General features: G+C 71.8%; 24 protein-coding genes. 9 read left to right on the top strand and 15 right to left on the bottom strand.

Annotation, left to right across the window (positions count from 1 at the left end; all coding sequences use genetic code 11):
• Positions 1-51: 51 nt before the first annotated feature.
• Genes ACIOD1_RS02590 through ACIOD1_RS02575 form a run of 4 tightly spaced genes read right to left on the bottom strand, consistent with a single transcriptional unit; the run spans position 52 to position 4,613 of the window.
• Positions 52-672: a hypothetical protein gene (locus ACIOD1_RS02590; RefSeq protein ID WP_365617946.1), complete on the bottom strand. Its 621-nt coding sequence runs from the start codon at positions 670-672 to the stop codon at positions 52-54.
• The gene (locus ACIOD1_RS02585) at positions 659-2,296 is read right to left on the bottom strand and encodes a VWA domain-containing protein (protein ID WP_365618064.1); all 1,638 of its coding nucleotides are present in this window, start codon (positions 2,294-2,296) and stop codon (positions 659-661) included. Before ACIOD1_RS02585 ends, ACIOD1_RS02590 begins: the two co-directional genes overlap by 14 nt.
• A 32-nt stretch (positions 2,297-2,328) precedes the next feature.
• Positions 2,329-3,516: a toxic anion resistance protein gene (locus ACIOD1_RS02580; protein WP_365617944.1), complete on the bottom strand. Its 1,188-nt coding sequence runs from the start codon at positions 3,514-3,516 to the stop codon at positions 2,329-2,331.
• Positions 3,513-4,613 carry a hypothetical protein gene (locus ACIOD1_RS02575; protein ID WP_401899735.1) on the bottom strand — a complete coding sequence of 367 codons (1,101 nt, stop codon included), beginning with the start codon at positions 4,611-4,613 and terminating at the stop codon, positions 3,513-3,515. The genes ACIOD1_RS02580 and ACIOD1_RS02575 overlap by 4 nt, the downstream gene beginning before the upstream one ends.
• A gap of 143 nt (positions 4,614-4,756) precedes the next feature.
• Here ACIOD1_RS02575 and ACIOD1_RS02570 point away from each other — a divergent pair, with 143 nt between their 5' ends.
• Complete coding sequence (locus ACIOD1_RS02570) at positions 4,757-5,191, top strand: hypothetical protein (protein WP_401899733.1); 435 nt, start codon at positions 4,757-4,759, stop codon at positions 5,189-5,191.
• A 123-nt stretch (positions 5,192-5,314) separates the two neighbouring features.
• Here the strand turns inward: ACIOD1_RS02570 and ACIOD1_RS02565 are convergent, their stop codons facing one another.
• The 3 genes from ACIOD1_RS02565 to ACIOD1_RS02555 form a co-directional block, all read right to left on the bottom strand.
• The gene (locus ACIOD1_RS02565) at positions 5,315-5,707 is read right to left on the bottom strand and encodes a hypothetical protein (protein ID WP_365617937.1); all 393 of its coding nucleotides are present in this window, start codon (positions 5,705-5,707) and stop codon (positions 5,315-5,317) included.
• 171 nt (positions 5,708-5,878) lie between these two features.
• Entirely contained in the window at positions 5,879-7,090 is a 1,212-nt protein-coding gene (locus ACIOD1_RS02560) for a pyridoxal phosphate-dependent aminotransferase (protein ID WP_365617935.1), read from the bottom strand.
• 802 nt (positions 7,091-7,892) lie between these two features.
• Positions 7,893-8,375: a hypothetical protein gene (locus ACIOD1_RS02555; RefSeq protein ID WP_401899730.1), complete on the bottom strand. Its 483-nt coding sequence runs from the start codon at positions 8,373-8,375 to the stop codon at positions 7,893-7,895.
• A 382-nt stretch (positions 8,376-8,757) separates the two neighbouring features.
• Between ACIOD1_RS02555 and ACIOD1_RS02550 the strand changes: the two genes are divergently transcribed.
• Together ACIOD1_RS02550 and ACIOD1_RS02545 are read left to right on the top strand one after the other, a co-directional pair.
• Positions 8,758-9,234: a macro domain-containing protein gene (locus ACIOD1_RS02550; RefSeq protein WP_365617933.1), complete on the top strand. Its 477-nt coding sequence runs from the start codon at positions 8,758-8,760 to the stop codon at positions 9,232-9,234.
• 41 nt (positions 9,235-9,275) lie between these two features.
• Entirely contained in the window at positions 9,276-9,851 is a 576-nt protein-coding gene (locus ACIOD1_RS02545) for a GNAT family N-acetyltransferase (RefSeq protein WP_401899726.1), read from the top strand.
• A 40-nt stretch (positions 9,852-9,891) separates the two neighbouring features.
• Here ACIOD1_RS02545 and ACIOD1_RS02540 read toward each other — a convergent pair whose 3' ends face one another.
• Positions 9,892-10,245 carry a DUF6083 domain-containing protein gene (locus ACIOD1_RS02540; RefSeq protein ID WP_401899724.1) on the bottom strand — a complete coding sequence of 118 codons (354 nt, stop codon included), beginning with the start codon at positions 10,243-10,245 and terminating at the stop codon, positions 9,892-9,894.
• A 220-nt stretch (positions 10,246-10,465) separates the two neighbouring features.
• Between ACIOD1_RS02540 and ACIOD1_RS02535 the strand changes: the two genes are divergently transcribed.
• The 4 genes from ACIOD1_RS02535 (at position 10,466) to ACIOD1_RS02520 (ending at position 13,598) form a co-directional block, all read left to right on the top strand.
• Positions 10,466-10,867: a hypothetical protein gene (locus tag ACIOD1_RS02535; protein WP_365617927.1), complete on the top strand. Its 402-nt coding sequence runs from the start codon at positions 10,466-10,468 to the stop codon at positions 10,865-10,867.
• 89 nt (positions 10,868-10,956) lie between these two features.
• Positions 10,957-11,523, top strand: a complete 567-nt coding sequence (locus ACIOD1_RS02530; RefSeq protein ID WP_365617926.1) for a TetR/AcrR family transcriptional regulator — start codon at positions 10,957-10,959, stop codon at positions 11,521-11,523.
• A gap of 122 nt (positions 11,524-11,645) precedes the next feature.
• The gene (locus tag ACIOD1_RS02525) at positions 11,646-12,146 is read left to right on the top strand and encodes an SRPBCC family protein (RefSeq protein ID WP_401899720.1); all 501 of its coding nucleotides are present in this window, start codon (positions 11,646-11,648) and stop codon (positions 12,144-12,146) included.
• Between the two features lie 72 nt (positions 12,147-12,218).
• On the top strand, positions 12,219-13,598 hold the full coding sequence (locus ACIOD1_RS02520) for a carotenoid oxygenase family protein (RefSeq protein WP_365617922.1): 1,380 nt from the start codon (positions 12,219-12,221) through the stop codon (positions 13,596-13,598).
• A 61-nt stretch (positions 13,599-13,659) separates the two neighbouring features.
• Here the strand turns inward: ACIOD1_RS02520 and ACIOD1_RS02515 are convergent, their stop codons facing one another.
• The 5 genes from ACIOD1_RS02515 to ACIOD1_RS02495 all read right to left on the bottom strand — a co-directional run bounded on the left by ACIOD1_RS02515 (position 13,660) and on the right by ACIOD1_RS02495 (position 18,530).
• A complete protein-coding gene (locus ACIOD1_RS02515; protein ID WP_365617920.1) occupies positions 13,660-14,112 on the bottom strand; it encodes a nitroreductase/quinone reductase family protein in 453 nt (150 codons plus the stop codon).
• Between the two features lie 225 nt (positions 14,113-14,337).
• On the bottom strand, positions 14,338-14,523 hold the full coding sequence (locus ACIOD1_RS02510) for a hypothetical protein (protein ID WP_365617918.1): 186 nt from the start codon (positions 14,521-14,523) through the stop codon (positions 14,338-14,340).
• A gap of 101 nt (positions 14,524-14,624) precedes the next feature.
• Positions 14,625-15,641 carry a YdcF family protein gene (locus tag ACIOD1_RS02505; protein WP_401899717.1) on the bottom strand — a complete coding sequence of 339 codons (1,017 nt, stop codon included), beginning with the start codon at positions 15,639-15,641 and terminating at the stop codon, positions 14,625-14,627.
• A gap of 17 nt (positions 15,642-15,658) precedes the next feature.
• Positions 15,659-17,239 (bottom strand): amidohydrolase family protein, encoded by a 1,581-nt coding sequence (locus ACIOD1_RS02500; RefSeq protein ID WP_401899714.1) that lies wholly within the window; start codon positions 17,237-17,239, stop codon positions 15,659-15,661.
• A gap of 10 nt (positions 17,240-17,249) precedes the next feature.
• Positions 17,250-18,530: an alanine racemase gene (locus tag ACIOD1_RS02495; RefSeq protein ID WP_365617912.1), complete on the bottom strand. Its 1,281-nt coding sequence runs from the start codon at positions 18,528-18,530 to the stop codon at positions 17,250-17,252.
• Between the two features lie 133 nt (positions 18,531-18,663).
• On the opposite strand from ACIOD1_RS02495, the gene ACIOD1_RS02490 reads away from it, so the two are divergent.
• Positions 18,664-19,464: an IclR family transcriptional regulator gene (locus ACIOD1_RS02490; protein WP_365617910.1), complete on the top strand. Its 801-nt coding sequence runs from the start codon at positions 18,664-18,666 to the stop codon at positions 19,462-19,464.
• Between the two features lie 8 nt (positions 19,465-19,472).
• Positions 19,473-19,886, top strand: a complete 414-nt coding sequence (locus tag ACIOD1_RS02485) for a RidA family protein (RefSeq protein ID WP_365618062.1) — start codon at positions 19,473-19,475, stop codon at positions 19,884-19,886.
• 102 nt (positions 19,887-19,988) lie between these two features.
• Here the strand turns inward: ACIOD1_RS02485 and ACIOD1_RS02480 are convergent, their stop codons facing one another.
• Entirely contained in the window at positions 19,989-21,323 is a 1,335-nt protein-coding gene (locus tag ACIOD1_RS02480) for a M14 family metallopeptidase (RefSeq protein ID WP_401899710.1), read from the bottom strand.
• A gap of 125 nt (positions 21,324-21,448) precedes the next feature.
• Positions 21,449-23,143, bottom strand: a complete 1,695-nt coding sequence (locus ACIOD1_RS02475) for a carbohydrate binding domain-containing protein (protein WP_365617906.1) — start codon at positions 23,141-23,143, stop codon at positions 21,449-21,451.
• Positions 23,144-23,145: the final 2 nt, after the last annotated feature.

Genomic DNA, 23,145 nt, shown 5'->3' with positions numbered 1-23,145 from the left:
AGAACCGCGGCCGGCTGTCCCCGGCCGAGGACCGACGCGGGATGCCCCGACCTAGGGCTCCCCGCGACCTTCCAAATAGGTCGTGTGCGTCTGCTGACGGCGGGCCTCCACATCGTGGAGGTCCGCCGTCACGCGTTCCGCCTCCTCGAACAACACCGACAGCTGGCGTTCCAGGTGCCGCTCCGGAGATTCCCCGCCCGGCGTCAACCTCGTCCACCAGCGGGTCCGGTTGTAGGTGTCCACGCACTCCGGCACGTCCAGCCGGATCGCCCGCGACAGCGTGTGCACCGCCTCCGGCTCCGTGGCCAGCACGTCGGCCACCCACCCCGGATCCAACAGCGCCCCGTACAGATCGAGCAGCTCGCTCAGCTTGCCCTCGGCCGCCGGCGCCAGCTCGACCTCCGCCACGTACTCCCGCAGCCGGACCAGGTCCTCCCGTACGACACCCAACTGCTCGGCCGGATCGGGGAAGTACGGGGCGTCGATCCGGTCCGGCGGGGCGATCAGCGCGCCCGCCCCGTACAGCCCGGCGATCACCACCGGCCAGTACGTCCCCGCCACCCCGGCCAGGGTCAGGCCCAGACCCGCCAGCCCGCCGACGCTCCCCGCCAGGTTCTTGCGCGACTCCAGGAACCCGAGCGTCCGCGCCCACGGCCCCCTACTGGTAGCCACGGATCTCCTCGAAGGCCCCGCCCAGGGAGCCGTTGCCGTCGGTGGCGTCGAAGAGCCGGCCGCCGGTCAGATCGGTGATGTGGGTCAGTTCCTTGCGGTCCGAGTCACCGAAGAGCACCGCGAACACGGGAGTGTGCCGCTGCCCCTCCGGCAACCCCTCGTAGAAGGAGTCGAAGTCCTGCACCTTGTCCCCGCTCTGACCGTCCGTCATGAGCACGATCGAGGTGAACGCGTCGGCGTTCCCCTCCCCCAGGTGCTGGTACGCCGCCTTGAGACTCCCGTACACGGCCGTACCGCCCTCCGGCCGCAAGGACTTCACGTCCGCGCGGACGGCGTCCAGGGCCGGCCCCGGATTCCCCGGTTCGACGACGTGCGTCAGCACCTTCTTCACCTTGTCACCGAAAGGCAGCAACGTCACCTCCTCCCGGTCCCGAAAACGCCGACCCGTACCCGAACTCCCCGTCCCCGTCAGCTCGGTGAGCGCCGCCTTCAGGCGACCGATCCGGTCCTCCTCCGCCATCGAACCGGAGGTGTCCAGCACGTAGACCGTCCGCGAGGGCCGGCGCAGGTCGTTCTCGTACGAGGCCAACAGCCCGTCCGCCACCGCACGCGAACCGGGGAACGGCAGCTCCCGCCGCTTCTCCGTGTCCAGCCCCGCCGCCGGAGCCACCCCGGCCGCCACCGGCCGCCGGAAGGTCCGCTCCGTGATGGCCTTCTGCGCCGCGTCACCCCGCAGGTAGTCCGTCAGCCGGCGGCCCGAATCCCGCGCGCCGGCCGGCGCCGACGTCAACAGCGTCAGCGGGTAGTGAGCCGTCACCACCCCGTCCTTCGGACGCACCACCGTCAGCGGCGCCTTCGAACCGGCGTTCATCGACAGCAGCACCGACTCGTAGTTCACCAGCGCGTCCACGTCCGCGCGCTTCGCGTACGCCGTCGCCAGCCAACCCGAGGAACCCGAGGTCAGCTTCTGTCCCTTGAAGAACTCCCGCAGCCGCGGCTGCGCCTTGGCGACATCGGCCTCGGTCAGCGCCGACTGCGCCCCCGACAGGCCCGAGGCCACCGACACCAGCGCGGAGAAACCGGAGTTGGAGCGCACCGGGTCCGTCATCCCGTACGACAGCTTCCCGGCGGCCACGGCCTCCTCGACCGCCGACCAGGTCACCTCCTGCGGCTTCCAGCCCAGTCGGGCCATCGCCTCCGGCCTCACCCCGACGGCCACCGGCGAGGACATCACGGGGGTCTCGTTCGCCAGTTTCGCCGCGGACTCCGGCCGCAGCCGCAGGTAGTCGTTGGAGGAGAGCCAGATCGCGTCGTACCTCCCGTCCGCCCTCCCCGACGCCACCTGCTCGGCCGCGTCCAAGGTCCCCGACCAGGTGAAGTCGACCGACACCCCGGTCTCCTTGCCCGCCGCCTTGAGGATCGGCTCCATGTCCGTCAGCTCGCTGGACGCCAACACCCGCAGCCTGCCCTCCTTGTACGGCTGCGGCTTCGCGTCCCCCGAACCGGCCGAACCACCGGAGGCGCCCGACGCGCCCGCGCTCGACGCGGGCTCCTGCGAGGTGCAGGCCGCCGCCCCCAGCAGGGTCGCGGCCAACGCCACGGCCGTCGCCAACCGCCGACGCATCCGCGCCACGCGCGGCCTCCTCGTACGGGTGCTCATCGCTCGCCGCCTTCCAGGGCGCTCGTGGTCCGGGTCCGGGCCAGGTGGTCGGAGGCCGACCGGAGCTCCCCGGTCAGGGACTCCACGGTCGCCGCCATGTTCTCGGTGGCCCGCACCTTGAAGGTGTCGATCGCGTCCAACGTCTCGTAGATCTGCGCGAACGCCACCCGCAGGGTCTCGGCGCCCACCGCCGGATCGGCGGCGATCCGCTGGATGTCCCCGCTCTGCGTGGACAGCATTTCCGCGTTGCCCCGGATCAGCTCCTCCGTCGTCCCCTTCAACGCGTCGACCTGCGCGATCACCTTGCGCTGGTGCTCCAGGGCCGACGCCAACATCACCGCGATCCGCAGCGCGGACACGGTGGTGGTCGCGGCCCGGTCCACGCCCTTGATCAACTCTTCGTTGTTGCGCCGCACCACGTCCATCGCCAGGTACCCCTGCGCGCACACCGCCAACTGCGTCAACAGGTCCTGGTGCTTCTGCCGCACCGGGAACAGCACGTCCGCGCGCATCGCGTCGGCCTGCCCCGGATCGGCGCGTTCCGTCTCGGAGATCCGCAGCTCCACCGCCCCGTCCAGGGCCTCGGTGAGCACCGCGTACTCCTGGAGCTTGCCCATGGTCTCCCACAGGCGCGCCCGCTCGGTGTGCAGGGCGGCGTTGTCGCGGCGCAGCTCGTCCTGACCGCCGCGCAGCGCGCCCACGATCCGGTTCAAGGTGGCCTGCGAGGAGGCGTACTTCGCCACGTGGTCGCGGAACCTGTTCCCGCCGGGCAGCTTCGAGAGCAGCCTGCCGAACCCCTTCGCGGGCGCGTCCCGCGGATCGAGGTCCTCGACGGTGCGCCGCAGCTCGACGAGCGACCCGGCGACCCTGGCCTGGGCGTCGCCGGACCCGTCGGAGCCCAGCGAGCGCACGGCCCGCTCCAGCATCCGGTTCGACTGTTGGGCGGCGGCACGCATGTCGGCCGAGCCGAGGGCCGAGATCTCCCCGATGCGGCCGGCGAACTCGGGGGAGCGGACGTCGATCCCGGCGAGCTGCTCCACGCACTCCCCGGCGCGACGGGACATCTCGTCCCGCACCCCGTCCTGGAGCGGAACCAGGCCGGAGGCCTGCTCCCGGAGGACGGGGGCGACGGGCTCGGGCGCGGTGAGGACCAGCGGCGCGTCCTCGGGCGGTGTCGGTGTCACGGTGTGTCCCCCTGTCCCGTGGCGCGGGCGGCCAGCGCCTTGAGGACCTTCACGGTCGGTGCGCCGACCTGGCGGATGCCGGTCAGCTGCGGGTTGAGGTAGCCGCCGTACGGGGCGGTGGCGGCCGTGAACTCGGCCACGCCCTCCTGCGGGCGGAACCCGTGGCGCACGGCCAGCTCGCGCAGCCTCGGATCGGTGGCGAGGAGGTTGCCGAGCTCCGCGGCGCCCTCGCCGATCGGTACGAAGGTGTGCGGGGAGTTGACGGTGGTGTCCGGGTAGAGCACCACCATGCCCGCGGCCTCCCCGGTGGCCTGCTTCTGCGTCAACAGCGCGGCCACCTGGGCCTCGTAGGCCAGGACCAGGGGCTCGCCGCTGCCGCTGATGAAGGAGCGGAAGGGGCCGTCGGTGCTCGGCTCCAGGGAGCCCTGCACGGAGATCAGCTTGCGCAGCAGGGGACCGGCGCGGTCGATGCCCGCCTGGTCGGAGACCACGGTCTTGTCGTTGGCGACATTGGAGGCGGCGCCGATGAAGAGCGCGCCCGAATTGGAGGTGGACGGGTCGGTGGTCTTGATGAATACCGTGCCGCTCAGCTCGGCGTGGGCGGCGGATCCCGGCAGCTGCTGCCAGGTCCGGTTCTCGCCGGCCGCCTTGAGGAAGGGCTCCATGAGGAGGGTGCCGGTGTTCTTGCCGTTCATCCTCACGAGCCCGTTGTCCGCGAGGACCTTCGCCGCGTTGGCGCGGGCGATGACCACGAGCGGCGAGAAGAAGGGCTTCGCGGTCTGCGCGCCCTTCACCCCGGCCTTGGCCTGGATCTCCTCGGCGGGTTCACTGCTGCTGGGGAAGGCGAAGTCGTACTCCTTGAGGGCCAGTTGGTCCATGGCCCAGGAGCCCGAGGTCTCCGCCTTCACGGTGTAGCCCTTGTTCGCGAGGGCCTTGACTACGTCGGGGTCGCGGAAGAACTCGGACTTCTCCGACCCGATGACGCCGCGCACGGTCTTCGTTGCCGTGCCCTCCGGCTCTTGTCCCCCTGCGAAGATCACGGCGATCACGCCGCCGATCAGGAGGACCGCCAGAGCGATTCCCAGGATGCGTCTCACGGGTGCAGCGTCCTCGCGGAAACCCACATTCCGCGCGGCGTTGGGTGAACGTCGGGTGTCCAGGCGGTCCCACTTCGAAATGCTGTGTGGGCCCGTGGGTGCTGGTGGGCGGGGCGGGAGGCCGGGAGGATCGTGCCATGGGCGTGAGCGCGTTGAAGTGGCAGGGCTGGCTGGTGGGCCTGATGGGCCTGGCGGCACTGTTGGTGTTCGCCCCGCTGGGGCTCTACGTATGGGCCAGCGGGGGTGGCGCCGGTGCTCCGGCGCCGCGTGTCGCCGCGCCCGAGGTGCGGGTCGCCGAGTGTCGGATCGACCCGGTCAGCCGGCGGGTGGTGGCGGTGGTGGAGGCGCGGGGCGAGGGCTCGTACGTGGTGACGGTGGAGTTCCGCGACCGGGAACTCCCGGGCCCGAACACCCGTACGTCCCAGTCCTTGATCCGCATCCCGGGTCTCACCCCGGACCCCGCGGCCCGCGCGGAGGCCCTGGGACCCGTCTGGCCCCCGGCGACGACCCCGTGGTGCGGCATCGCCTCGACCACCCCGTCGCCGACCGCGACGACGGCGGACGCGACGACGCCCTGACCCGCCCGCGGAGCGGGTGGACGGGCGTCGAGCCGGGGCGCGGCGGCGGTCGCGGGGGAGAAGCGCGCCCCGGCACGCGTATGGCGCCCGGTCCGGAGCCTCGACGGCCCCGGACCGGGGCCGTCAGAGGGCGCCGGCCAGGTCGACGGAGTCGAGGGCGGCGGCGTGCGCGTCCATCCGCTCGGCGGCGAGGATCGCCGCGGCGGTGTCGGCGCGGGAGGCGGCGACGAGCAGGGCCCGGGCCGCGAGGTCGTGGGCGCGGTGGTGCAGCGCGGCGGGGTCTTCGGGGGAGTGCGCGGAGGCGCGCGTCGGCCGGGCGCCGCGCAGGCGCGTCACCTGGTCGGCGATGTGCTCGGCGGCTTCGTCCAGCCCGAGTTCGTCGGTGACGGCGAGCAGCGCCGAGAGGTGTCCGGCGAGCTGGATGTCGAGGGCCTCGCCACGGCTGCTGCGCGGGTACTGGTCGCGGTGGCCGCCGTTGTGGTGGACGACCGTCTTGGAACGGGTCGGCTCGTACATGATCGTGGCCTCCTGCGTGGTCAGGAGACCATCCTACATTGGATCCGTTCTAAAGTTGACCTGAATCCTGAAGTCTGAACCCTGCGCCTTGGGCCTCACGTCCTGAACCCGGGACCCCACGCCCTGACACGACACGGCCGGGGCCCCGTACGGGACCCCGGCCGCGGGTGTCTAGTGCTGGCTGTAGCCGTCCAGGAAGGTGCCGATCCGGGTCACGGCGTCCGCCAGGTCCTTCGCGTTGGGCAGGGTCACGATCCGGAAGTGGTCGGGCTCGGGCCAGTTGAAGCCTGTACCGTGCACCACCATGATCTTCTCGGCCCGCAGCAGGTCAAGGACCATCTGCCGGTCGTCCTTGATCTTGTAGACCGCCGGGTCGAGCTTCGGGAAGGCGTACAGCGCCCCCTTCGGCTTCACGCAGGTGACGCCCGGGATCTGCGTGAGCAGGTCGTACGCGACGTTGCGCTGCTCCAGGATCCGACCGCCCGGCAGCACCAGGTCCTCGATCGACTGCCGCCCGCCGAGGGCCGTGGCCACCGCGTGCTGCGAGGGCATGTTGGCGCACAGTCGCATGTTCGCGAGGATCGTGAGGCCCTCGATGTACGAGGAGGCGTGCTTCTTCGGGCCGCAGACCGCCATCCAGCCGGACCGGAAACCGGCGACGCGGTAGTTCTTCGACAGGCCGTTGAAGGTGAGCGTCAGCAGGTCCGGCGCGATGGCGGCGGTGTTGGTGTGGGTCGTGCCGTCGTAGAGGATCCGGTCGTAGATCTCATCCGAACAGACCACCAGGTTGTGGCGGCGGGCGATGTCCGTGAGCCCGCGCAGCATCTCGTCGTCGTAGACGGCGCCGGTCGGGTTGTTCGGGTTGATGATCACGATCGCGCGGGTGCGGTCGGTGACCTTGCGTTCGACGTCGGCGAGGTCCGGCATCCAGTCCGACTGCTCGTCACAGCGGTAGTGCACGGCCGTGCCGCCCGCGAGGCTCACGGAAGCGGTCCACAGCGGGTAGTCCGGAGCGGGGACCAGCACCTCGTCGCCGTCGTCGAGCAGCGCCTGCATCGACATCTGGATCAGCTCGGAGACCCCGTTGCCGAGGTAGATGTCCTCGACGTCCAGGGCGATGCCCTTGGTCTGGTAGTGCTGCATGACGGCGCGCCGCGCCGAGAGCAGCCCCTTCGCGTCCCCGTAGCCGTGGGCGCTGCCCAGGTTGCGGAGCATGTCCTCAAGGATCTCCGGCGGGCACTCGAAGCCGAAGGCCGCGGGGTTGCCGGTGTTGAGCTTGAGGATGCGATGACCTGCCGCTTCGAGCCGCATCGCCTCTTCGAGGACGGGTCCGCGGATCTCGTAGCAAACATTGGCGAGCTTCGTTGACTGGATCACCTGCATGACGGGAGCTTACGGGCCGCGGGGCCCGCCCGCCGAGCCTTTATGGCCGCACTCAAGTGAGCGATATGTCCCGTTTAGCGCGAAGGGTGGGTGGCGGTGGTGTCCGCCCTTTGAAACGGCGGCCACGCGCCGCCCCGACCTGCGGATCGGATGGCTCCCGGCGCGGCCGGACATCCGTGTTGCGCTCGTCACCTCGGGGAACTCCGCAGCACGGCCGAGGAGCCCAGGGTGTCCGCGATCGGTGGGGCGGGATACGGCCGAACGGGGGAGCGGGAGATGCCGAGGAAGGGCGTACGGAGAGACGCGGGCGGGGGTGGGGCCGGCGGGGGCGGGGGGAACCTCGGCGGTGCACCGTTGACCGGTCTCGCGGATGGTGTGGGGGTTTCCCGCCAGTCCACTGTCCTTCCGTGCCGGTCCGGTCCCTCAAGGGCGCTCCCTACGGTCACGTCGCTACGCGATGGCCTTCGGCCACCCTTGACCGACCGGCCCGTCCCGGAATGCCAAAGACTGTCGGGAAGCCCCCAAAAGAACGGGCTGGTCTGAAGTGACGAGGAGCGGCCCCGTCATAGGCGATGGGACGGCCGCTTCGGCGAGCACGCATGGCATTCGGGTCCCTCACAGCCCCTTTCAGGACTCGACTCGGACCACTCCACACCGCAGGTTGATCAGGACACCCGAACGGCACCGAGGGCGCATCGGATCGCTACACACTTGCTCTCGGCTCAGCGACTGCGACCCGTCAGGGGCTGGGCACGGCCGCCGCAGGGGCTTGATGGTCGGTTGATGTCGCCGTGCGGCCGCGTCAGGTGTTGGTGTTGAGGAATCCGATGATTACGGCGCCCCACCAGCAGGCCTGCGAGACGAGGGCGGTGAGGCCTCCCCAGATGAGGAGCTTGGAGCCGACCGGGTCCTCGGCCGCAGCGTCGAGACGGCGGCCGAGCAGGCCGGCTTGAAGGCCGTTGAGGGTGAGTGCGGCCACCAACGCCAGCTTGGTGAGCGTCAGGGGCGAGTGCAGGTCGGGGTGGAGCATCAACCCACTCAGCACCAACCCGCCGAGGCCGACCCAGATGGGCACGTGCAGGCGGGAGGTCGCCCCGATCACCTCGGCGATGGTGCACCGACCGGTTGCCCAGAGCAGTCCGTAGTAGTCGGCGGAGAGAACCGCGCCGAAACCGAGGACGAGAGAGGCGAGGTGCGCGAACAAGGCGGCCGTGTGCATCGTCGCGTCTGTCTGTAGGTGGAGCGAACACCACAGGCCGGCGGTCAGCATGAGCAGCGCAGCCAAGGCCCCCGCCGCCACCGTCCACCACGAGTCGTAGAGGCGGATCGGGCGGGGGGAAAGTCTCGCGGCAGGGGGCGACATCTGAGCTGGCTCCGGGGAACGAAAACGACATGAGAGGCCTCAGTTAGGCGAGGTAAGGCTTACCTAAATAACAATCCTCGTCAATCCGTGTCCACTACCCAAGACCGCAGGCAGGACCACGGACAGTGATCACCTCCCTCACCTCCCTCACCTCGGATGTCCCGGGGTCCCCTTGCGAGCAGAGGCCGGCCCAGTGGACTGGCGGGAAACCCCCACACCATCCGAGAGACCGCCCCACACAGGTACCGCCGAGGTTCCCCGCAGCCCCCGCCCCCTTGTCAGAGGCCGCCCGTAGGCTGCCTCGATGAAGCCGCTCAAGATCATTGCGGGGGACGCGACCAGTCCCCAGGGGAAGGGCCCCAAGGTCATCGCGCACGTGTGCAACGACCTCGGGGGGTGGGGGAAGGGCTTCGTTCTCGCCGTCTCGCGGCGGTGGCCCGAGCCCGAGGCGGCGTTCCGGGCCTGGCACCGGGGGCGCAGTGGGAACGACTTCGGGCTCGGGGCCGTCCAAGTGGTGCGGGTCAAACCCGACGTGTGGGTGGCCAACATGGTCGGTCAGCGCGGGATCCGCACCGGCAGCGGTGGTCCGCCGATCCGGTACGACGCCGTCGAGCGGTGCCTGGACGCCCTCGCCGTCCACGCCCTCGAACTGGGCGCGGGGGTTCACATGCCCCGCATCGGGTGCGGGCTCGCCGGGGGGAAGTGGTCGCGCATCGAGCCGCTGATCACCACGGCCCTGTGTGCGCGGGACGTGGACGTGACCGTCTACGACCACGACTGAGCCTCCGGGGGAGGCGCGGGCCCCCGTGGCAGCATCGCCCCATGCGCTACCGATACGCGAACGAGGCAGACGTCCCCGCCCTGGCCGCGCTGTTCGCCGCCAACCACCGTGACGCCCTGACCGAGGAGCAGCGCGCCGCCCACGGATTCGTCCAGGGCGGCTTCGGTGAGGCCGCGCTGCGGGACATGGCCCGCGCCGGGGAACTGCTGGTGGCCGACGCCGACGGCGACGCCGGGCCGGGGCGGGTCGCCGGGCTGCTCGCGTTGTCGGTGGCGCGGGACATGGGCGACCCGCCGCCCCCGGTGCTGGGCCTGCTCCGGGCGCAGGACGTGCTGCTGTGGCGGGGCCGCCCGCTGGGCGGGGCGCCGTGGCTGCTGTACGGGCCCGTGGTGGTGGACGGGGCGTTCCGCGGCCACGGTGTCGCCCGGGGCCTGTTCGCGCGGGCTGTCGAGGAGGCGGCCGGCCGGGCGGAGCTGCTGGTGGCGTTCATCGAGGACGGCAACCTGCCCTCCTGGCGGGTGCACGTCGAGGCCTTCGGCATGCTCCCGCTGGGCACGTACGAGGTTGCCGGACGCACCTACACCGCCGTGGCGGCCGAGGTGCCCGCCGGCGCGTAGCCGGCGGGGGCCTGTCCCCGAGCCGGTCCGCGGCCGAGGTTCAGGCGTCGGCGCCCCCCGCGCACACGTAGAAGTGGCTGATCCGGCAGGTGTCCGTCGGGGAGGCCGAGCCGAGGTTGACGGCGGTGCCGTCCGGGGCGATGCGCCACCGCTGCCCCGCCGGGACGGTGTGGACGGCGCCGGGCTCCATCAGGATCCACTTGCCGCGGACCGTCCGGTGCCAGTGGGCTGCCTCGCCGCAGCTCCGACAGGCGGCGGTCGGGCCGGGCTGTTCCGGGACCGCGGGTCGGCGCTGTCGGCCCATCGTGGTGACCAGGGCGTCCGCCAGGACCTTCGCGAGCAGGAACGGGCCGCCGTCCTGGCCGCCGTCCCGCTCCTGGGTGTTTGTACTCAACTGTCCCCCCTCGTCGCCTTGTTGGTAGCCGACATTGAGGGGGCTGGTCCACTCGCGGGAGGGGAAATGACCCGAACGAGTGGTGATCGGGGGACGCGCCGCACCCTGTGATCCCGCCGTATCGATTCGCCGCCACGCTCCCTCCTAGGGTCGGCCGCGCACCACCATCGTGATCGTCCCGGCCCCGCCTCGGCTCGCCTCCGGAAGGGATCCACCCCCCATGAAGCTCCGCAACACCCTGGCCGCCACGCTCGGCGCCCTGACCCTGGTCCTCTCGATGTCCGGCTCGGCCCAGGCCGCCCAAGGCGACTTCTCGTACAAGTACGTGGACGGCTACGGCCAGGAGCGGCGGGTCGTCCTGCACGACCCGCACAGCGGCAAGTGCGTCAACCTGCACGCCATCGGAGACGACGACGTCCCGCCCGGTTACGCCCCCCACAACCAGACCGACGCCAACGCGACGGTCTACCTCGGCGCGAACTGCGAGGGTCCCGAGTTCCGCCTGAAGGCCCACGGGCGGCAGGCGAGCGACCGGCTCGAACTGCGGTCGGTGCGCTTCGACGTCAAGGACGCGAAGGACGTGAAGGACGCGAAGGACTCCAGGGGCGACAGGGCGGTCTGACCGGCCGCCTGGTCGCAGCCGCTCACCGCTCGCCTCTCTTGTCCCCCGCAGGGGTTGACGGAGAAAAGTGTGAGTGGTTGAGTACTCACATGCAATCGGAACGGCAACGCCGACTCTCCACGGCGGACGAACGTCGCGACACGGTGCTGAGCACCGCGATCGGGGCGTTCGCCGCGCGGGGGTACTTCGGCACCACCACCACGGAGGTCGCCAAGGCCGCCGGGATCTCGCAGGCCTACGTCTACCGGCTCTTCGCCGACAAGGAAGCCCTGTTCGTCGCCGTGGTCGAACGGTGCTTCGTCCAGGTGCGGGCCAGTCTGGAAGTCGGGGCCGCCCAGGCGGTCGGCAGCTCCCCGGAGGCCGTGCTCTCCGCGATGGGGGACGCGTACGCCCGCCTGATCAGCGACAACGACCTCCTGCTGGTGCAGCTGCACGCCCAGGCGGCCGCCGTCTCCGAGCCTGCCGTCCGCGAGGCGGTGCGCAACGGGTACGCCCGCACGGTCGAATACGTCCGGGGGGCCTCGGGGGGTGACGACCGCCAGGTGCAGGAGTTCTTCGCGGTCGGGATGCTCTGCCACCTGCTGGTCTCCATGGACGCGGAGGCGGTCGACGCCCCCTGGACGCGCACCCTCACGGCGGGCATCCGCCACTACTGACGTCGGGCCCGAGGGGGCGGCGGCTCACCGGAAGGTGAGCTGCCGTTTCTTCGGACCAAAGAGTGAGTGGTTAACCACTCAGGTGCATCGCAGTCGTTCTCACGAACCGAAGGAGCCCCACCATGGACGCCAACGCCAACGCCAACGCCAACATCAACGCCGGCACAGACCCCACCACCCCCACCGTTCCCGTCGACGAGAGCGCCCCCGTCGTGGTCCGTCTCTCCACCACGATCGCCGCCCCGCTCGACCGGATCTGGCGGCTGCACACCGACATCGACGGCTGGGCCGACTGGAACCCGGACGTCACCCGCGCCGCGCTCGACGGTCCGCTCGCCCCCGGTGTCGCCTTCCACTGGCTGACGCACGGCCTCGACATCACCTCCACCGTGCTCCAGATCGTGCCCGGCGCCCGGATCGTCTGGGGCGGGCCCGCGCAGGGCATCGAGGGGGTCCACGTGTGGACCTTCGTCGAGGAGGCCGACGACACCGTGACCGTCCGCACCGAGGAGTCCTGGGCCGGTGCTCCGGTCGAGGCGGCGCCCGAGGAGCTGGGCGGGCTGCTGCGGCAGTCCCTGGAAGGCTGGCTCGGCCGGCTCAAGGAGCGTGCCGAGCGCGGCTAGCCGTCCCGCCCACCCCCGGGCGCCCACCCCTCAACGCCCCCCGACGCCCCCCCACGAGACGAGGACCTCGCGATGACCACCACCGTCAAGCCGCCCTACCTCACCGGCCACTACACCCCCGTCGCCGACGAGATCACCGCCACGGAGCTGGTCGTCGAGGGGTCCCTGCCCCCGGAGCTGACCGGCCGCCTCATCCGCAACAGCCACAACCCGAAGCCCGGCATCACCCCCACCCACTGGTTCAAGGGCAGCGGCATGGTCCACGGGATCCGGCTCCGCGAGGGGCGGGCCGAGTGGTACCGCAACCGGTGGGTGCACACACCCGCCCTCGACGGCGCCCCCTACATGACCGAGCGGGGCCCGGACCTCACCGCGAGCACCGCCGGCACCCACGTCATCGAGCACGCCGGACGACTTCTCGCGCTCAGCGAGGCCGCCCTGCCCTTCGAGCTGACGGCCGATCTGGACACCGTGGGGCCGTACGACTTCGGCGGCCGGCTCACCTCCGCGATGACCGCGCACCCCAAGGAGGACCCGGTCACCGGCGAGCTGCACTTCTTCGCCTCCTCCCCCTACCCGCCCTACCTGATCCACCACGTCGCCTCCCCGGACGGCAAGGTCCTGGACAGCCGGGAGGTGCCCGGGGCGACGGCCGCCCTCAAGCACGACTTCGCGCTCACCGCGCACCACGTGGTCTTCCTGGAGGGCTCCGTCACCTTCGACCCCGCCGAGCACTCCGGGATCCCCTACGGCTGGAGCGACGCACAGCCCTCGCGCATCGGCGTGATGCCGCGCGGCGCCGGCGGCGGTGCCCGGGTGCGATGGTTCGAGATCGGCCAGGGCTACGCGATGCACCTGGCCAACGCCTACGAGGACCCGTACGGGCGGATCGTCGTCGAGGGCCCGGCCGTCGGGCGGGAGGGCTGGCGGCGGTCCTGGAACTGGTGGGTCGGCGCCCCGGATCGCGGCGCCGAGCCCAACTCCGGCTCCCGGGCGCACCGCTGGACCGTCGACCTGACGGCGGGCACCGTCAAGGAGGAGCGGACGGACGATCTGACCGTGGAGTTCCCCACCATCAACGACGCCTTCACCGGCCGCGAGCACCGCTACCAGTACGCGCTGTCCTTCCCCGACGACCTCGGCATCGGTCAGCACGCCCTCGTCAAGTACGACCGCCGCACCGGCGCCCGGCAGTCGCGGCCCTTCGGCAACGGGCAGCTCCCGAGCGAGGCGGTGTTCGTGCCCGCCGCCCACACGGGCGCCGACGAGGCGGGGGAGGACGCCGGGTACCTGCTGACCGTCGTCGGAGACCTGAACGCCGACGCCTCCCGGCTGCTCGTCCTCGACGCCTCCGACCCGACCCTGTCGCCGGTCGCCACCGTCCACCTGCCCCGCCGGGTGCCCGCGATGATCCACGGCTCCTGGATCGCGGACGCCGACCTCGCCTCCTGAGGCCCGGCGGCGCCCAGTCCCGGCCGCTCGGCGCTCAACGCTCGGCGCTCAATGCCGGCGCTCAGCGCTCAACGATCACCAGCGGGATCTCCCGCGGCCACGCCACCGCCTGGTGGTCGTCGAAGAGCGGCCACAGCGCCGTCATCGCCTCCCAGTACGTCTCCCGCTCCGCCCGGTCCGCCGTCCGGGCGAGGCCCCCGCACACCTCCGTGCCCACCTGGAGCCTCACCTCCGGGTGGGCACGGAGGTTCTCGTACCAGCCGGGGTGGTGCGGGCCGCCGCCGGCGGCCGCGACCAGGAGCAGCCGGTCGGCGTCCCGGCCGTAGATCAGCGGGGTGCGCACGGTGTGGCCGCGGGCCCGGTCCAGCGTGGTCAGCAGGAGGGTCGGGACCCCGTGCCACAGGTGGCCGTCGGCGCCCCCGCTGGAGACGTACGTACGGACGTGGTCGAGCCGGGGCCCGGGGGGCGGGTCCGCGGGGCGGGCCCAGTCGACGGTGACGGCGACGCTGTTCATCTGACCTCCGTGTGGCGGCCCCCGGGCGGCTAACGAGCCCGACTCGATTCCGGATGCGGCACACCCGCGGCACATCCGCACCCGCACCCACATCCGCACCGGCCCCCGCACCGGCCTCCGCACCCGCGCCCCCGTACGGGAACGGGTCCCGCACGGGGAACGGGTCGCGGCCCGGGGCGGGTGCCCCGGGCCGCGACCCGCAGCAGCGTCATCATCGGCCGAGGGCTACGGCAGGTAGCGCTCGATGACCTGCGGGCCCTCCTTCTCGATCATCAGGCGCGCCTTCTCGACCCGCTCCGGAGTCGGGTCGTGTCCGGTCGCCATCACGAGGTCCTCGGGGTCGTAGGGCCGTTCCCCACCGGTGAAGAGCCGGTCCGACCTGGTGGGCTGCTGATCCGATTCACTGTCCATCGCGTACCCCTTCCACTGCCCCCTGGCCCCCATCCTGCGGCGGCCGGCCCATGAACGCACCTCCACGCTCCCCGCGGGGCACGGGCCGCGGACCGCGGGCCTCAGACGATCATCGCGGTCGCCGACGCCAGCGCGCCGAGGGCGACGAGCGCTCCGCAGATTCCCAGGTTCACGGTCCGGTGCTCCCAGAACACCGCGACGAACTCGCGCAGGGTCGCGGTCGGCAGGAAGTACCGGGCCGTGGGGGAGCCCACGACCTGCCCGTTGACCCCGGCCTTGCGGGCCATCATCGCGGCGCGGAACGCGTGGAAGTTGTTGGTGACCACGACGCAGCGGTAGCCGGGGTCGTCGGCCTCCATGATCTCCCGGCTGAACAGCATGTTCTCCTCGGTCGTGCGGGAGCGGTCCTCCAGCCGGACGTACGCGGGCGCCACGCCCTCACCGATCAGCCAGTCCGCCATCGCGCGGGCCTCGGAGACCTTTTCGTCCGAGCCCTTGCCGCCCGAGACGAGCAGCACCGGCGGCGGGCCGCCCCGGGCGATCTGGGCCTCGTGGATCTGCCGCCCCTTGCGCAGCCGGGATGCCAGCAGGGGCGGCACCCGGTCCCCGCCGATCAGGCCCGAGCCGAGCATGACCACGTGGTCGACCTCGCCGCGCACCTTGATCCGGCCGTAGAGGAAGGCGTAGCCGAGGAAGGAGAGGAAGACGAAGGTGACGTAGGCGGCCACCAGGGCGAGGGTGGCGACGGCCCCGGTGAGGAGAACGGAGTCGGTGCGGCCCACGACGAACAGCAGCGCGATCATCGCGAAGACGCCGAGACCCGCGAGCAGCGACAGCAGGTTGGGCAGCCGGGTGCCCTCCTTGCGGACCATCGTCACGCCGTTGGCGACGAGGAAGGCGCCGCCGCCGACCAGGCCGAGGGTGGGGGCCGAGAGGACCAGCAGCAGGGCGACGGGGGCCAACCAGCCCGGCAGCATCGCGAGGTGGAGGAGCACGGCGAAGGAGAACGTGACGCCGGTCAGCCCGAGCAGCACCGCGTTGCTGAAGCGGCGACGGTCCCTGCGGGCGCTTATGCAGAAGGCGAGGAACAGGAGTGCGGCGGGGGCGAAGGCGACCATGGCGCCCATCGTAAGTGTCAGCCGCGAACAGCCGTGCGGCGTACCGAACGCCCCGCGAGGGCCTGGGTCCTGCGCCCGTCCCGCATGACGAATCGCCCGTCGACCAGCACGTGCGGGATTCCGGTGGGCAGGGCGCGGGGGCGCTCGAAGGTGGAGCCGGCGGCCACCGCCGTCGGGTCGAAGAGCACCAGGTCGGCCCGGTGGCCGACCCGGACCAGACCCCGGTCGGGCAGGCGCAGCCGGGCGGCCGGGCGCCCGGACAGGTGGGCCACGCACTCCTCCAGGGAGAGCACGCCCAGCTCGCGGACGTAGTGGCCGAGGTAGTGCGGGAAGGTGCCCCAGGCGCGCGGGTGCGGTTTGGCCCCGTGCAGGATGCCGTCCGAGCCGCCGGTGTGGATCCGGTGGCGCATGATCGTCCGTACGTTGTCCTCGTGGCCGACGTGCTGGAGGACCGTCGGCCCGAGCCGGTCCCCGAGGAGGAGCCGGCGGGCGGTGTCCCAGCCGTCGAGGCGGGTGCCCACGTGGGACCCGTAGGCGGGGTCGGTGGTGCCGGACACCTCGACGGTCGACCAGTCCACCGGGACGCCGTGGCAGCCGTCGGCCCCCTCCACCTCCAGGGCGTGGCGGATCCGCTCGGCGGTGGCGTCGTCGCGCAGCCGGGCCAGGACCGCCTCCGGGCCGCCCTCGTTCGCCCAGCTCGGGAGCAGGGCGACCAGGGTGGTGCAGCCGGGGGTGTACGGGTAGCTGTCCAGGGTGACGTCGGCCCCGTCGGCCAGCGCCGCGTCGAGGAGGTCGAGGAGTTCCCCGGCCCGGCCCTCGTTCTCGCCGAAGTTCATGGTGGCGTGGGCCAGGTGCAGGGCGCAGCCCGCCTCCCGGGTGAGGGCGAGCATCTCGGCGTAGGCGGCGAGCGCCCCGCGGCCGTAGCTGCGGTGGTGGGGGCAGTAGTAGCCGCCGTGGCGGGCCACGACCCGGCACAGTTCGGCGAGTTCGGAGCCGGAGGCGTACATGCCGGGCGTGTAGGTGAGGCCGGAGGACATGCCGACGGCGCCCTGGCGCAGGCCCTCGGCGACCAGCTCGCGCATCCGGTCCAGCTCGGCGTCGGTCGCGGGCCGGTCGTCCCAGCCGAGGGCGTACGCGCGGACCGTGCCCTGGGGGACGAGGTAGGCGGCGTTGACCGCGATGCCCTGCCCGCCGTGGGCGGTGTCGAGCCGGTCCAGGTAGCCGCCGACGGTGGTCCAGTCGAAGTCGACGTCGTCGCCCGGACCGTTCCAGCCGGCGATGGCGGCCCGGACCCCGGTCAGGGTCCGTTCGTCGGCGGGCGCGTAGGACAGGCCGTCCTGGCCCAGGACTTCGAGGGTGACGCCCTGGGCGGCCTTCGCCGCGTGGTCGGGGTCGCGCAGCAGGGCGAGATCGCTGTGGGCGTGCATGTCCACGAAGCCGGGGGCCAGGGCCAGGCCGTCCCCGTCGAGGGTGGTGCGGCCCCCGCCGGGGAGCCGGCCGATCTCGGCGATCCGGCCCTCGTGGACGCCGACGTCGGCGGTGTACGAGGGCCCGCCCGTGCCGTCGACCACGCGGGCGCCCCGGATGACGAGGTCCATGGCGGGCGGCCTAGAAGAAGGTGCGGACGTAGTCGGTGACGGTTCCGTCGGCCGCCACGACCGGGATCAGCGGCCACTTCTCGAAGATGGTGCAGGGGTGCGACATGCCGAGCGCCACCCAGTCGCCGACCTGGACGTCCTCGGCGGAGTCCGTCTCCAGCCAGGCGTGCTGGTCGGACAGCTTCACCACGCGCACCCCGTCGGCCGCCCGTTCCTCGCCGGTCAGGGCGTCGCGGATCAGCTCGGCCTCGGGGAGCCCGAGGTCGTAGGCGACGTCGCGCTTGCCGGCGTTGACGAAGGCCTGGGTGGCCGAGGGGCGGGAGACGACCTGGGTCCAGAGCCGGAAGGCGGGGCGCAGTCCGCCCTCCTCGGGGATCCGGTTGAAGGGGGTCAGGCGGCCGTACCAACCGTGGTCGTGGGAGACGTATGCGCCCGAGCGCAGCAGTTTCAGGACCGGCCGGGACAGCTCGGGGACCTCGGCGAAGACGTCCGCGACGGCGTCGAACCAGGCGGATCCGCCCGCGCTGACGACGATCTCGGCCAGGTCGGGGGCGAAGCGCCCGGCCTTGTCGAACTCGACGGCGAGGGAGGTCAGCCGGCGCAGGTAGGCGTGCACGGAGTCCGGGTCGGCGCCGGGGACCTCGGCCTCGTAGCCGGCGATGCCGACCAGGCGCAGGGTGTCGGTGGCGGCGACGGCGTCGGCGACGGCCCGGCAGTCGTCGTCGGTGCGGGCCCCGGTGCGGGCGCCCTCGCCGGCGCCGAGTTCCACGACCACGTCGAGGACGGCGCCCTGCCCTTGGAGGGCCCGGTCCATGAGGTGGACGCCGCGCACGGAGTCCACGTAGCAGACGAAGCGGAACTCCGGGTCGGCGGTGAGTTCGGCGGCGACCCAGCGCAGGGCGGCGGGGTCGACCAGCTCGTTGGCGAGGAAGATCCGCGAGATGCCGAAGGCGCGGTAGACGCGGGCCTGGTGGGGGACGGCGGCGGTGATGCCCCAGGCGCCGTGCTCCAGTTGGCGGCGGAACAGCTGCGGGGACATGCAGGTCTTGCCGTGGGGCGCGAAGGCGAGGGCGTGCCGGCTCGCGTAGGCGCCGAGGGCGGTGAGGTTGTGCTCCAGCGCTTCCGCGTCGAGGGTGAGGACCGGGGTGGTGAACCCGCCCGTGTAGAGGTCGCGGGCCTGGGCGGCGAGCGCGCCGACGGTGAGGCCCGCGGCTTCGGCGTCCGGGGGCAGTCCCTTGAACCGGTGGTCGACCGGTTCGTCGGCGAGGGCCTGGACGGGGTCGCTGGGCATGGACGGGCCTCCCGGGTCGACAGCGTTGCGTGTCCCGCAACGTGCGTTGCGCGTTGTGCTGCATGCTGTCTAACATCCCGGGTGACGGTGGGTCAACGTCCCCAGGGGCGGACGGACGGCGAGTGGAGGCGGCGTGAGCCAGTCGGTGGAGCGGGCCCTGAGCATCCTGCCCGCGCTCGCGAAGGGCCCGGCCGGTCTCGGCGAGGTCGCCGAGGTGCTCGGCGTCCACAAGAGCACGGCCCTGCGGCTGCTGCGCACCCTGCACGGGCGGGGGTTCGTCTACCGCCAGCCCGACGGCCGCTACCGGCTCGGCGCGACCCTGTTCGCCCTGGCCGCCGAGGCGATCGAGAACCTGGACGTGCGCGCCGTCGCCCACCCGCACCTGGTCGAGCTGAACCGGGTCACCGGACACACCGTGCACCTCGCCCTCCACCAGGACGACGAGGTGGTCTACGTGGACAAGGTCGACAGCCGCTACCCGGTGCGCATGTACTCCCGCATCGGCAAGCCCGTCCCGCTGACCGTCGCCGCCGTGGCCAAGCTCCTCCTCGCCGACCTCCCCGAGGCCGACCGGCGGGCCCTGGCCGAGCGCATCGACTACCCCCGCTACACCGCCCGCTCCACCCCGGACGCGGCCGCGTTCCTGCGCGAGCTGGACCTCGTACGGGAACAGGGCTGGGCGGCCGACCTGGGCGGCCACGAGGAGTCGATCAACTGCGTGGGCGCGCCCGTGCGGGGCCCCGACGGGCGGGTGGTGGCGGCGATGTCCGTCTCCGCGCCCGGTGTGGTGGTCGACGCGGGCGCGCTGCTGGACCTGCTGCCCCTGGTGCGCCGTACCGCCGAGGCCGTCGGCCGGGAGTACTCAGGCGCCCCGCCGGAAGACGTGCCGGAAGACGTGTCGAGATCCCCACAGGAAGAAGAGGACCCCTCGTGACCGAGAACGTGACCGAGAAGACCGCCATCACCCCCGCCACGCACACGACCCCGCCCGCGAAGTTCTCGCACGGCGTGCGCAAGGGCAACATCCTCCAGGTCGCCGGCCAGGTCGGCTTCCTCCCGCACGTGGAGGGACAGCCGCCGACCCCCGCCGGTCCCACCCTGCGCGAGCAGACCCTCCAGACGCTGGAGAACGTCCGCTCGGTGCTGGAGGCGGGCGACGCCTCCTGGGACGACGTGATGATGATCCGCGTCTACCTGACGGACACGGACCACTTCGCCGAGATGAACGGCATCTACAACACCTACTTCGAGGAGCAGGGCCTCAAGGAGGCCCCGGCCGCCCGCACCACGGTCTACGTGGGCCTCCCGGCCGGTCTCCTGATCGAGATCGACGCCCTGGCGGTCCTGTCCTCCTGACCCTCCGGGGCGAGGTGGGGGCTGGAAGACGGGCGCCCCCCCGGCGGTGGGGCGCCCCTCCTCACTCCGTGCGGAGCACGCGCGCTGCCGGCTCCGTGCGGATCACGCGCAGTACTGGGCTTCCTTGCCGATCGAGCGGTACATGCAGTCCGCGTTCTCCAGGAGTTGGAGCACCGCGTCCTTGTTGCGCGCCGTCTCGCGGTCGATGACCTCGTCGGGCGGGTAGAAGCCGCTGGATCCCGAGTCGGTCGGGTACATCTCGAAGGTGTAGGCGAAGATCTTCTGGTTGCCCCACAGCCAGTCGTCGATCGTGCCGTCCGTGATGTAGAGGTCGCTCGACTGCTCGGCCGTGTAGCCGTTGGAGGCCGCCATGCTCGTGCCGATCTTCTTGTAGGCGGCGAGGTCGTCGGCGGTCAGGCCCGGCGCGGTGTCGTTGTAGGTCCAGCCGAAGGGCCACATCACGAGTTCGCTGTACGTGTGGAAGTCGATGGCGGCCTTGATCTGCTGCTTGCCCCCCACCACGCGGCTGCGCACGAAGTCGGAGACGACCTTGACCTCGGGCGCGGAGGCCGCGGCGGGGCCGCGGTAGGTCTCGGAGCTCTTGCTGCTGCTGGAACCGCCGCAGCAGCCCCACTTGTAGTCCCAGTTGCGGTTCAGGTCGGTGCCCACGTACGAGGAGCCGCTGTTGGGCTGCCGGTTCTTGCGCCAGGACCGGTAGGAGCCGGCGGCGATGTCGTACTCGCCGCCGTCGGGGTTGAGGTCCGGGATGATCCAGATCTCGCGGCCGTTGACCATGTTGGTGACCCGGGAATCGCTGCCGTACTTGGAGCCGAACTCCTTGAGCAGGTAGAGGGACATCTCCACCGTGAGGTGCTCGCGGGCGTGCTGGTGCGCCGTGAACAGCACCTCGGGTTCGGCCTCGTCCGTGGCCACGTTGTCGCTGATCTTGATGGCGTAGAGGTCGCGGCCCTCGTACGACTTCCCGATGACCCGCTTGCTCATGATCCCGGGGTACTGGGCGATCCGCTGGTCGATCTCCGCGCTCTCCTCGGCGTAGTTGTGGTAGTTCGAGTCCTTCGAGGGGAAGTCCATCGGGTTCACCGCGACCCCCCGCTCGGAGCGGTCCGGCGGGCCGGGCAGTGCCGTCAGCCGGTAGCCGAGCGCGCGCAGGCTCTTCGCCTGCGCCGGGTCGGCGCTGACCACCACCGAGCGGGCGTCCACCTCGTCGATGGAGACACCGGTGCGCAGCAGCGCGGTGCGCTCCGCCGCGGTGGAGGGGCCCTGGACCTCGTACTGGGTGATCGCCTCGTCCTGGGTGGCGGTGGACGGGGTGGGCGGTGGGGCTGCCGTCGCGCTCATGCCGTAGGCGGGTGCGCCGAGCGCGAGCGCCAGCAGGGCCGCCGTGACGGCGGCCCTCCGGCGGTTGTGGAGCCGCATGCGTTCTCCTGGGTGGGGAGTGTGGGGGTAGCCGTGCGGACGCGCACAGCGTGCTCTCATGGCATGTCCGGGTCAAGAACCCCTCGGGTTCACCGGGTCGAACCAGCCACCCCCACACGTACCGCCTACGGCAGGCTGTGGACCTTCGGACCCACCGTGTTGGACCAGGTGCCACCCGCCTTGGCGTCCCAGTTCGTCGACCAGGTCATCGCGCCGCGCAGGCCCGGGTAGGTCTTCGACGGCTTGAAGGAACCGCAGCTCGTGCCCTTGGTCAGGCAGTCCAGGGCGTTGTTCACGATCGCCGGCGAGACGTAGCCGCTGCCCGCGCCACTGGTCGAGGCCGGGACGCCGATGCCCACCTGCGAGGCGTCGAGGCCGCCCTCCAGCTGGATGCAGGCCAGGGCGGTCAGGAAGTCCACCGAGCCCTGCGAGTAGACCTTGCCGTCGCAGCCGTTCATCGCGCCGCTGTTGTAGTACTGCATGTTGACGACGGTGAGGATGTCCTTGACCGCCAACGCCGTCTTGAAGTAGCCGCCCTGGGTGGACTGCATGTCGATGGTCTGCGGGGCCATGGTCAGGACCAGCGAGGGGCCCGCCTTCGCCGCCAGGGACCGCAGCGCCTGCGTCATGTAGGTCGGGTTGAGGCCGTTCTCCAGGTCGATGTCGATCCCGGTGAAGCCGTACTCCTGCATCAGCGCGTACGCCGAGTTCGCCAGGTTGTTCGCGGAGGTGGAGTCGTTGACCGAGATGGTCCCCTTCTCGCCGCCGATGGAGAGGATGACGGACTTGCCGGCCGCCTTCTTCGCCGCGACGTCCGCCTTGAACTGGGCCACGGTGTAGCCGCCCAGGCCCGCCGAGTCCAGGTTGAAGGTGATGCCGCCGGGCGTGGTCGTGGCGTCGGCGAAGGAGACGGCGATGATGTCGTACTGCGAGGAGACGTCGGAGATCTTCTGGACGGTCGCGCCGTTGTTGAAGTTCTGCCAGTAGCCGGTCAGGGCGTGCTTGGGCACGGCCGGGTTCGGGTTCTGGCCGCCGCCGGCGGTGGTGGTGCCGGTGACCGGGGCCGACTTGGGGCCCTCGCCCGCCGCGTTGTACGCGCTCACCTGGAAGGAGTACGAGGTGGAGGGCGTCAGCCCGGTGATCTGGGCGCCGGGCGCGGACACCGTCTGGACCCGGACCCCGCCCTGGTAGACGTGGTAGCCCGTGGCCCCGCTGACCGCGTTCCACGAAAGGCCGAGCCCGCTGGAGCTCTGGCCGGAAACGGAGGTCCCGGCGGGCGCCCCGGGGACCGTCGGGCCGGGGTCGGTGCCGCCGCCCCCGTCCGGGCCGAAGACGCTGAACTCGTCGACGAGGTAGGCGGGCTGGCCGTACCAGCCGTGCGTCCAGACGGTGACCTGGGTGGTGTTGGGGCCGGTGGTGAAGGTGGTCGACAGCTTCTGCCAGCCGCCGCCCGAGCCGGGGGTCCAGGTGGAGACGTCCTGGGTGCCGGTGCCGGTCGCGCCGAGGTAGACGTAGCTGCCCTGGACCTGGGTGCTGAGGGTGTACGTGGAATTCGGCTTGACCGTGACGGTCTGGCCGCACTGCGCGTTGTCCGAGCCCGCCGGGGTGGCCTTCAGGGCGCCCGCGCCGGCGAACACCGGGGAGGAGACGCCGGCGCCGGACCCGGCGGAACAGGACCAGTTGGAGAGGCCGGACTCGAAGCCGCCATTGCGGACGACGTTGATGTCCGCGGCCTGGGCGGTGCCCGCCGCCAGGGCGGTCAGTCCGCCGGCGGTCAGGGTGGCGGCGCCGAGCAGGGCGAGGGAACGTATGCGGTTCACGT

Source organism: Streptomyces sp. NPDC088097, assembly GCF_044741845.1.
Lineage (GTDB): Bacteria > Actinomycetota > Actinomycetes > Streptomycetales > Streptomycetaceae > Streptomyces.
This window is presented reverse-complemented; position numbering and strand designations above follow the sequence as displayed.

What these genes read in the sequence shown, in the direction of transcription:
- ACIOD1_RS02585 (WP_365618064.1), bottom strand. Translation starts at nt 2,296, where the DNA reads ATGCGTCGGCGGTTGGCGACGGCCGTGGCGTTGGCCGCGACCCTGCTG.
- ACIOD1_RS02565 (WP_365617937.1), bottom strand. Translation starts at nt 5,707, where the DNA reads ATGTACGAGCCGACCCGTTCCAAGACGGTCGTCCACCACAACGGCGGC.
- ACIOD1_RS02560 (WP_365617935.1), bottom strand. Translation starts at nt 7,090, where the DNA reads ATGCAGGTGATCCAGTCAACGAAGCTCGCCAATGTTTGCTACGAGATC.
- ACIOD1_RS02550 (WP_365617933.1), top strand. Translation starts at nt 8,758, where the DNA reads ATGAAGCCGCTCAAGATCATTGCGGGGGACGCGACCAGTCCCCAGGGG.
- ACIOD1_RS02545 (WP_401899726.1), top strand. Translation starts at nt 9,276, where the DNA reads ATGCGCTACCGATACGCGAACGAGGCAGACGTCCCCGCCCTGGCCGCG.
- ACIOD1_RS02535 (WP_365617927.1), top strand. Translation starts at nt 10,466, where the DNA reads ATGAAGCTCCGCAACACCCTGGCCGCCACGCTCGGCGCCCTGACCCTG.
- ACIOD1_RS02530 (WP_365617926.1), top strand. Translation starts at nt 10,957, where the DNA reads ATGCAATCGGAACGGCAACGCCGACTCTCCACGGCGGACGAACGTCGC.
- ACIOD1_RS02525 (WP_401899720.1), top strand. Translation starts at nt 11,646, where the DNA reads ATGGACGCCAACGCCAACGCCAACGCCAACATCAACGCCGGCACAGAC.
- ACIOD1_RS02520 (WP_365617922.1), top strand. Translation starts at nt 12,219, where the DNA reads ATGACCACCACCGTCAAGCCGCCCTACCTCACCGGCCACTACACCCCC.
- ACIOD1_RS02515 (WP_365617920.1), bottom strand. Translation starts at nt 14,112, where the DNA reads ATGAACAGCGTCGCCGTCACCGTCGACTGGGCCCGCCCCGCGGACCCG.
- ACIOD1_RS02510 (WP_365617918.1), bottom strand. Translation starts at nt 14,523, where the DNA reads ATGGACAGTGAATCGGATCAGCAGCCCACCAGGTCGGACCGGCTCTTC.
- ACIOD1_RS02505 (WP_401899717.1), bottom strand. Translation starts at nt 15,641, where the DNA reads ATGGTCGCCTTCGCCCCCGCCGCACTCCTGTTCCTCGCCTTCTGCATA.
- ACIOD1_RS02500 (WP_401899714.1), bottom strand. Translation starts at nt 17,239, where the DNA reads ATGGACCTCGTCATCCGGGGCGCCCGCGTGGTCGACGGCACGGGCGGG.
- ACIOD1_RS02495 (WP_365617912.1), bottom strand. Translation starts at nt 18,530, where the DNA reads ATGCCCAGCGACCCCGTCCAGGCCCTCGCCGACGAACCGGTCGACCAC.
- ACIOD1_RS02480 (WP_401899710.1), bottom strand. Translation starts at nt 21,323, where the DNA reads ATGCGGCTCCACAACCGCCGGAGGGCCGCCGTCACGGCGGCCCTGCTG.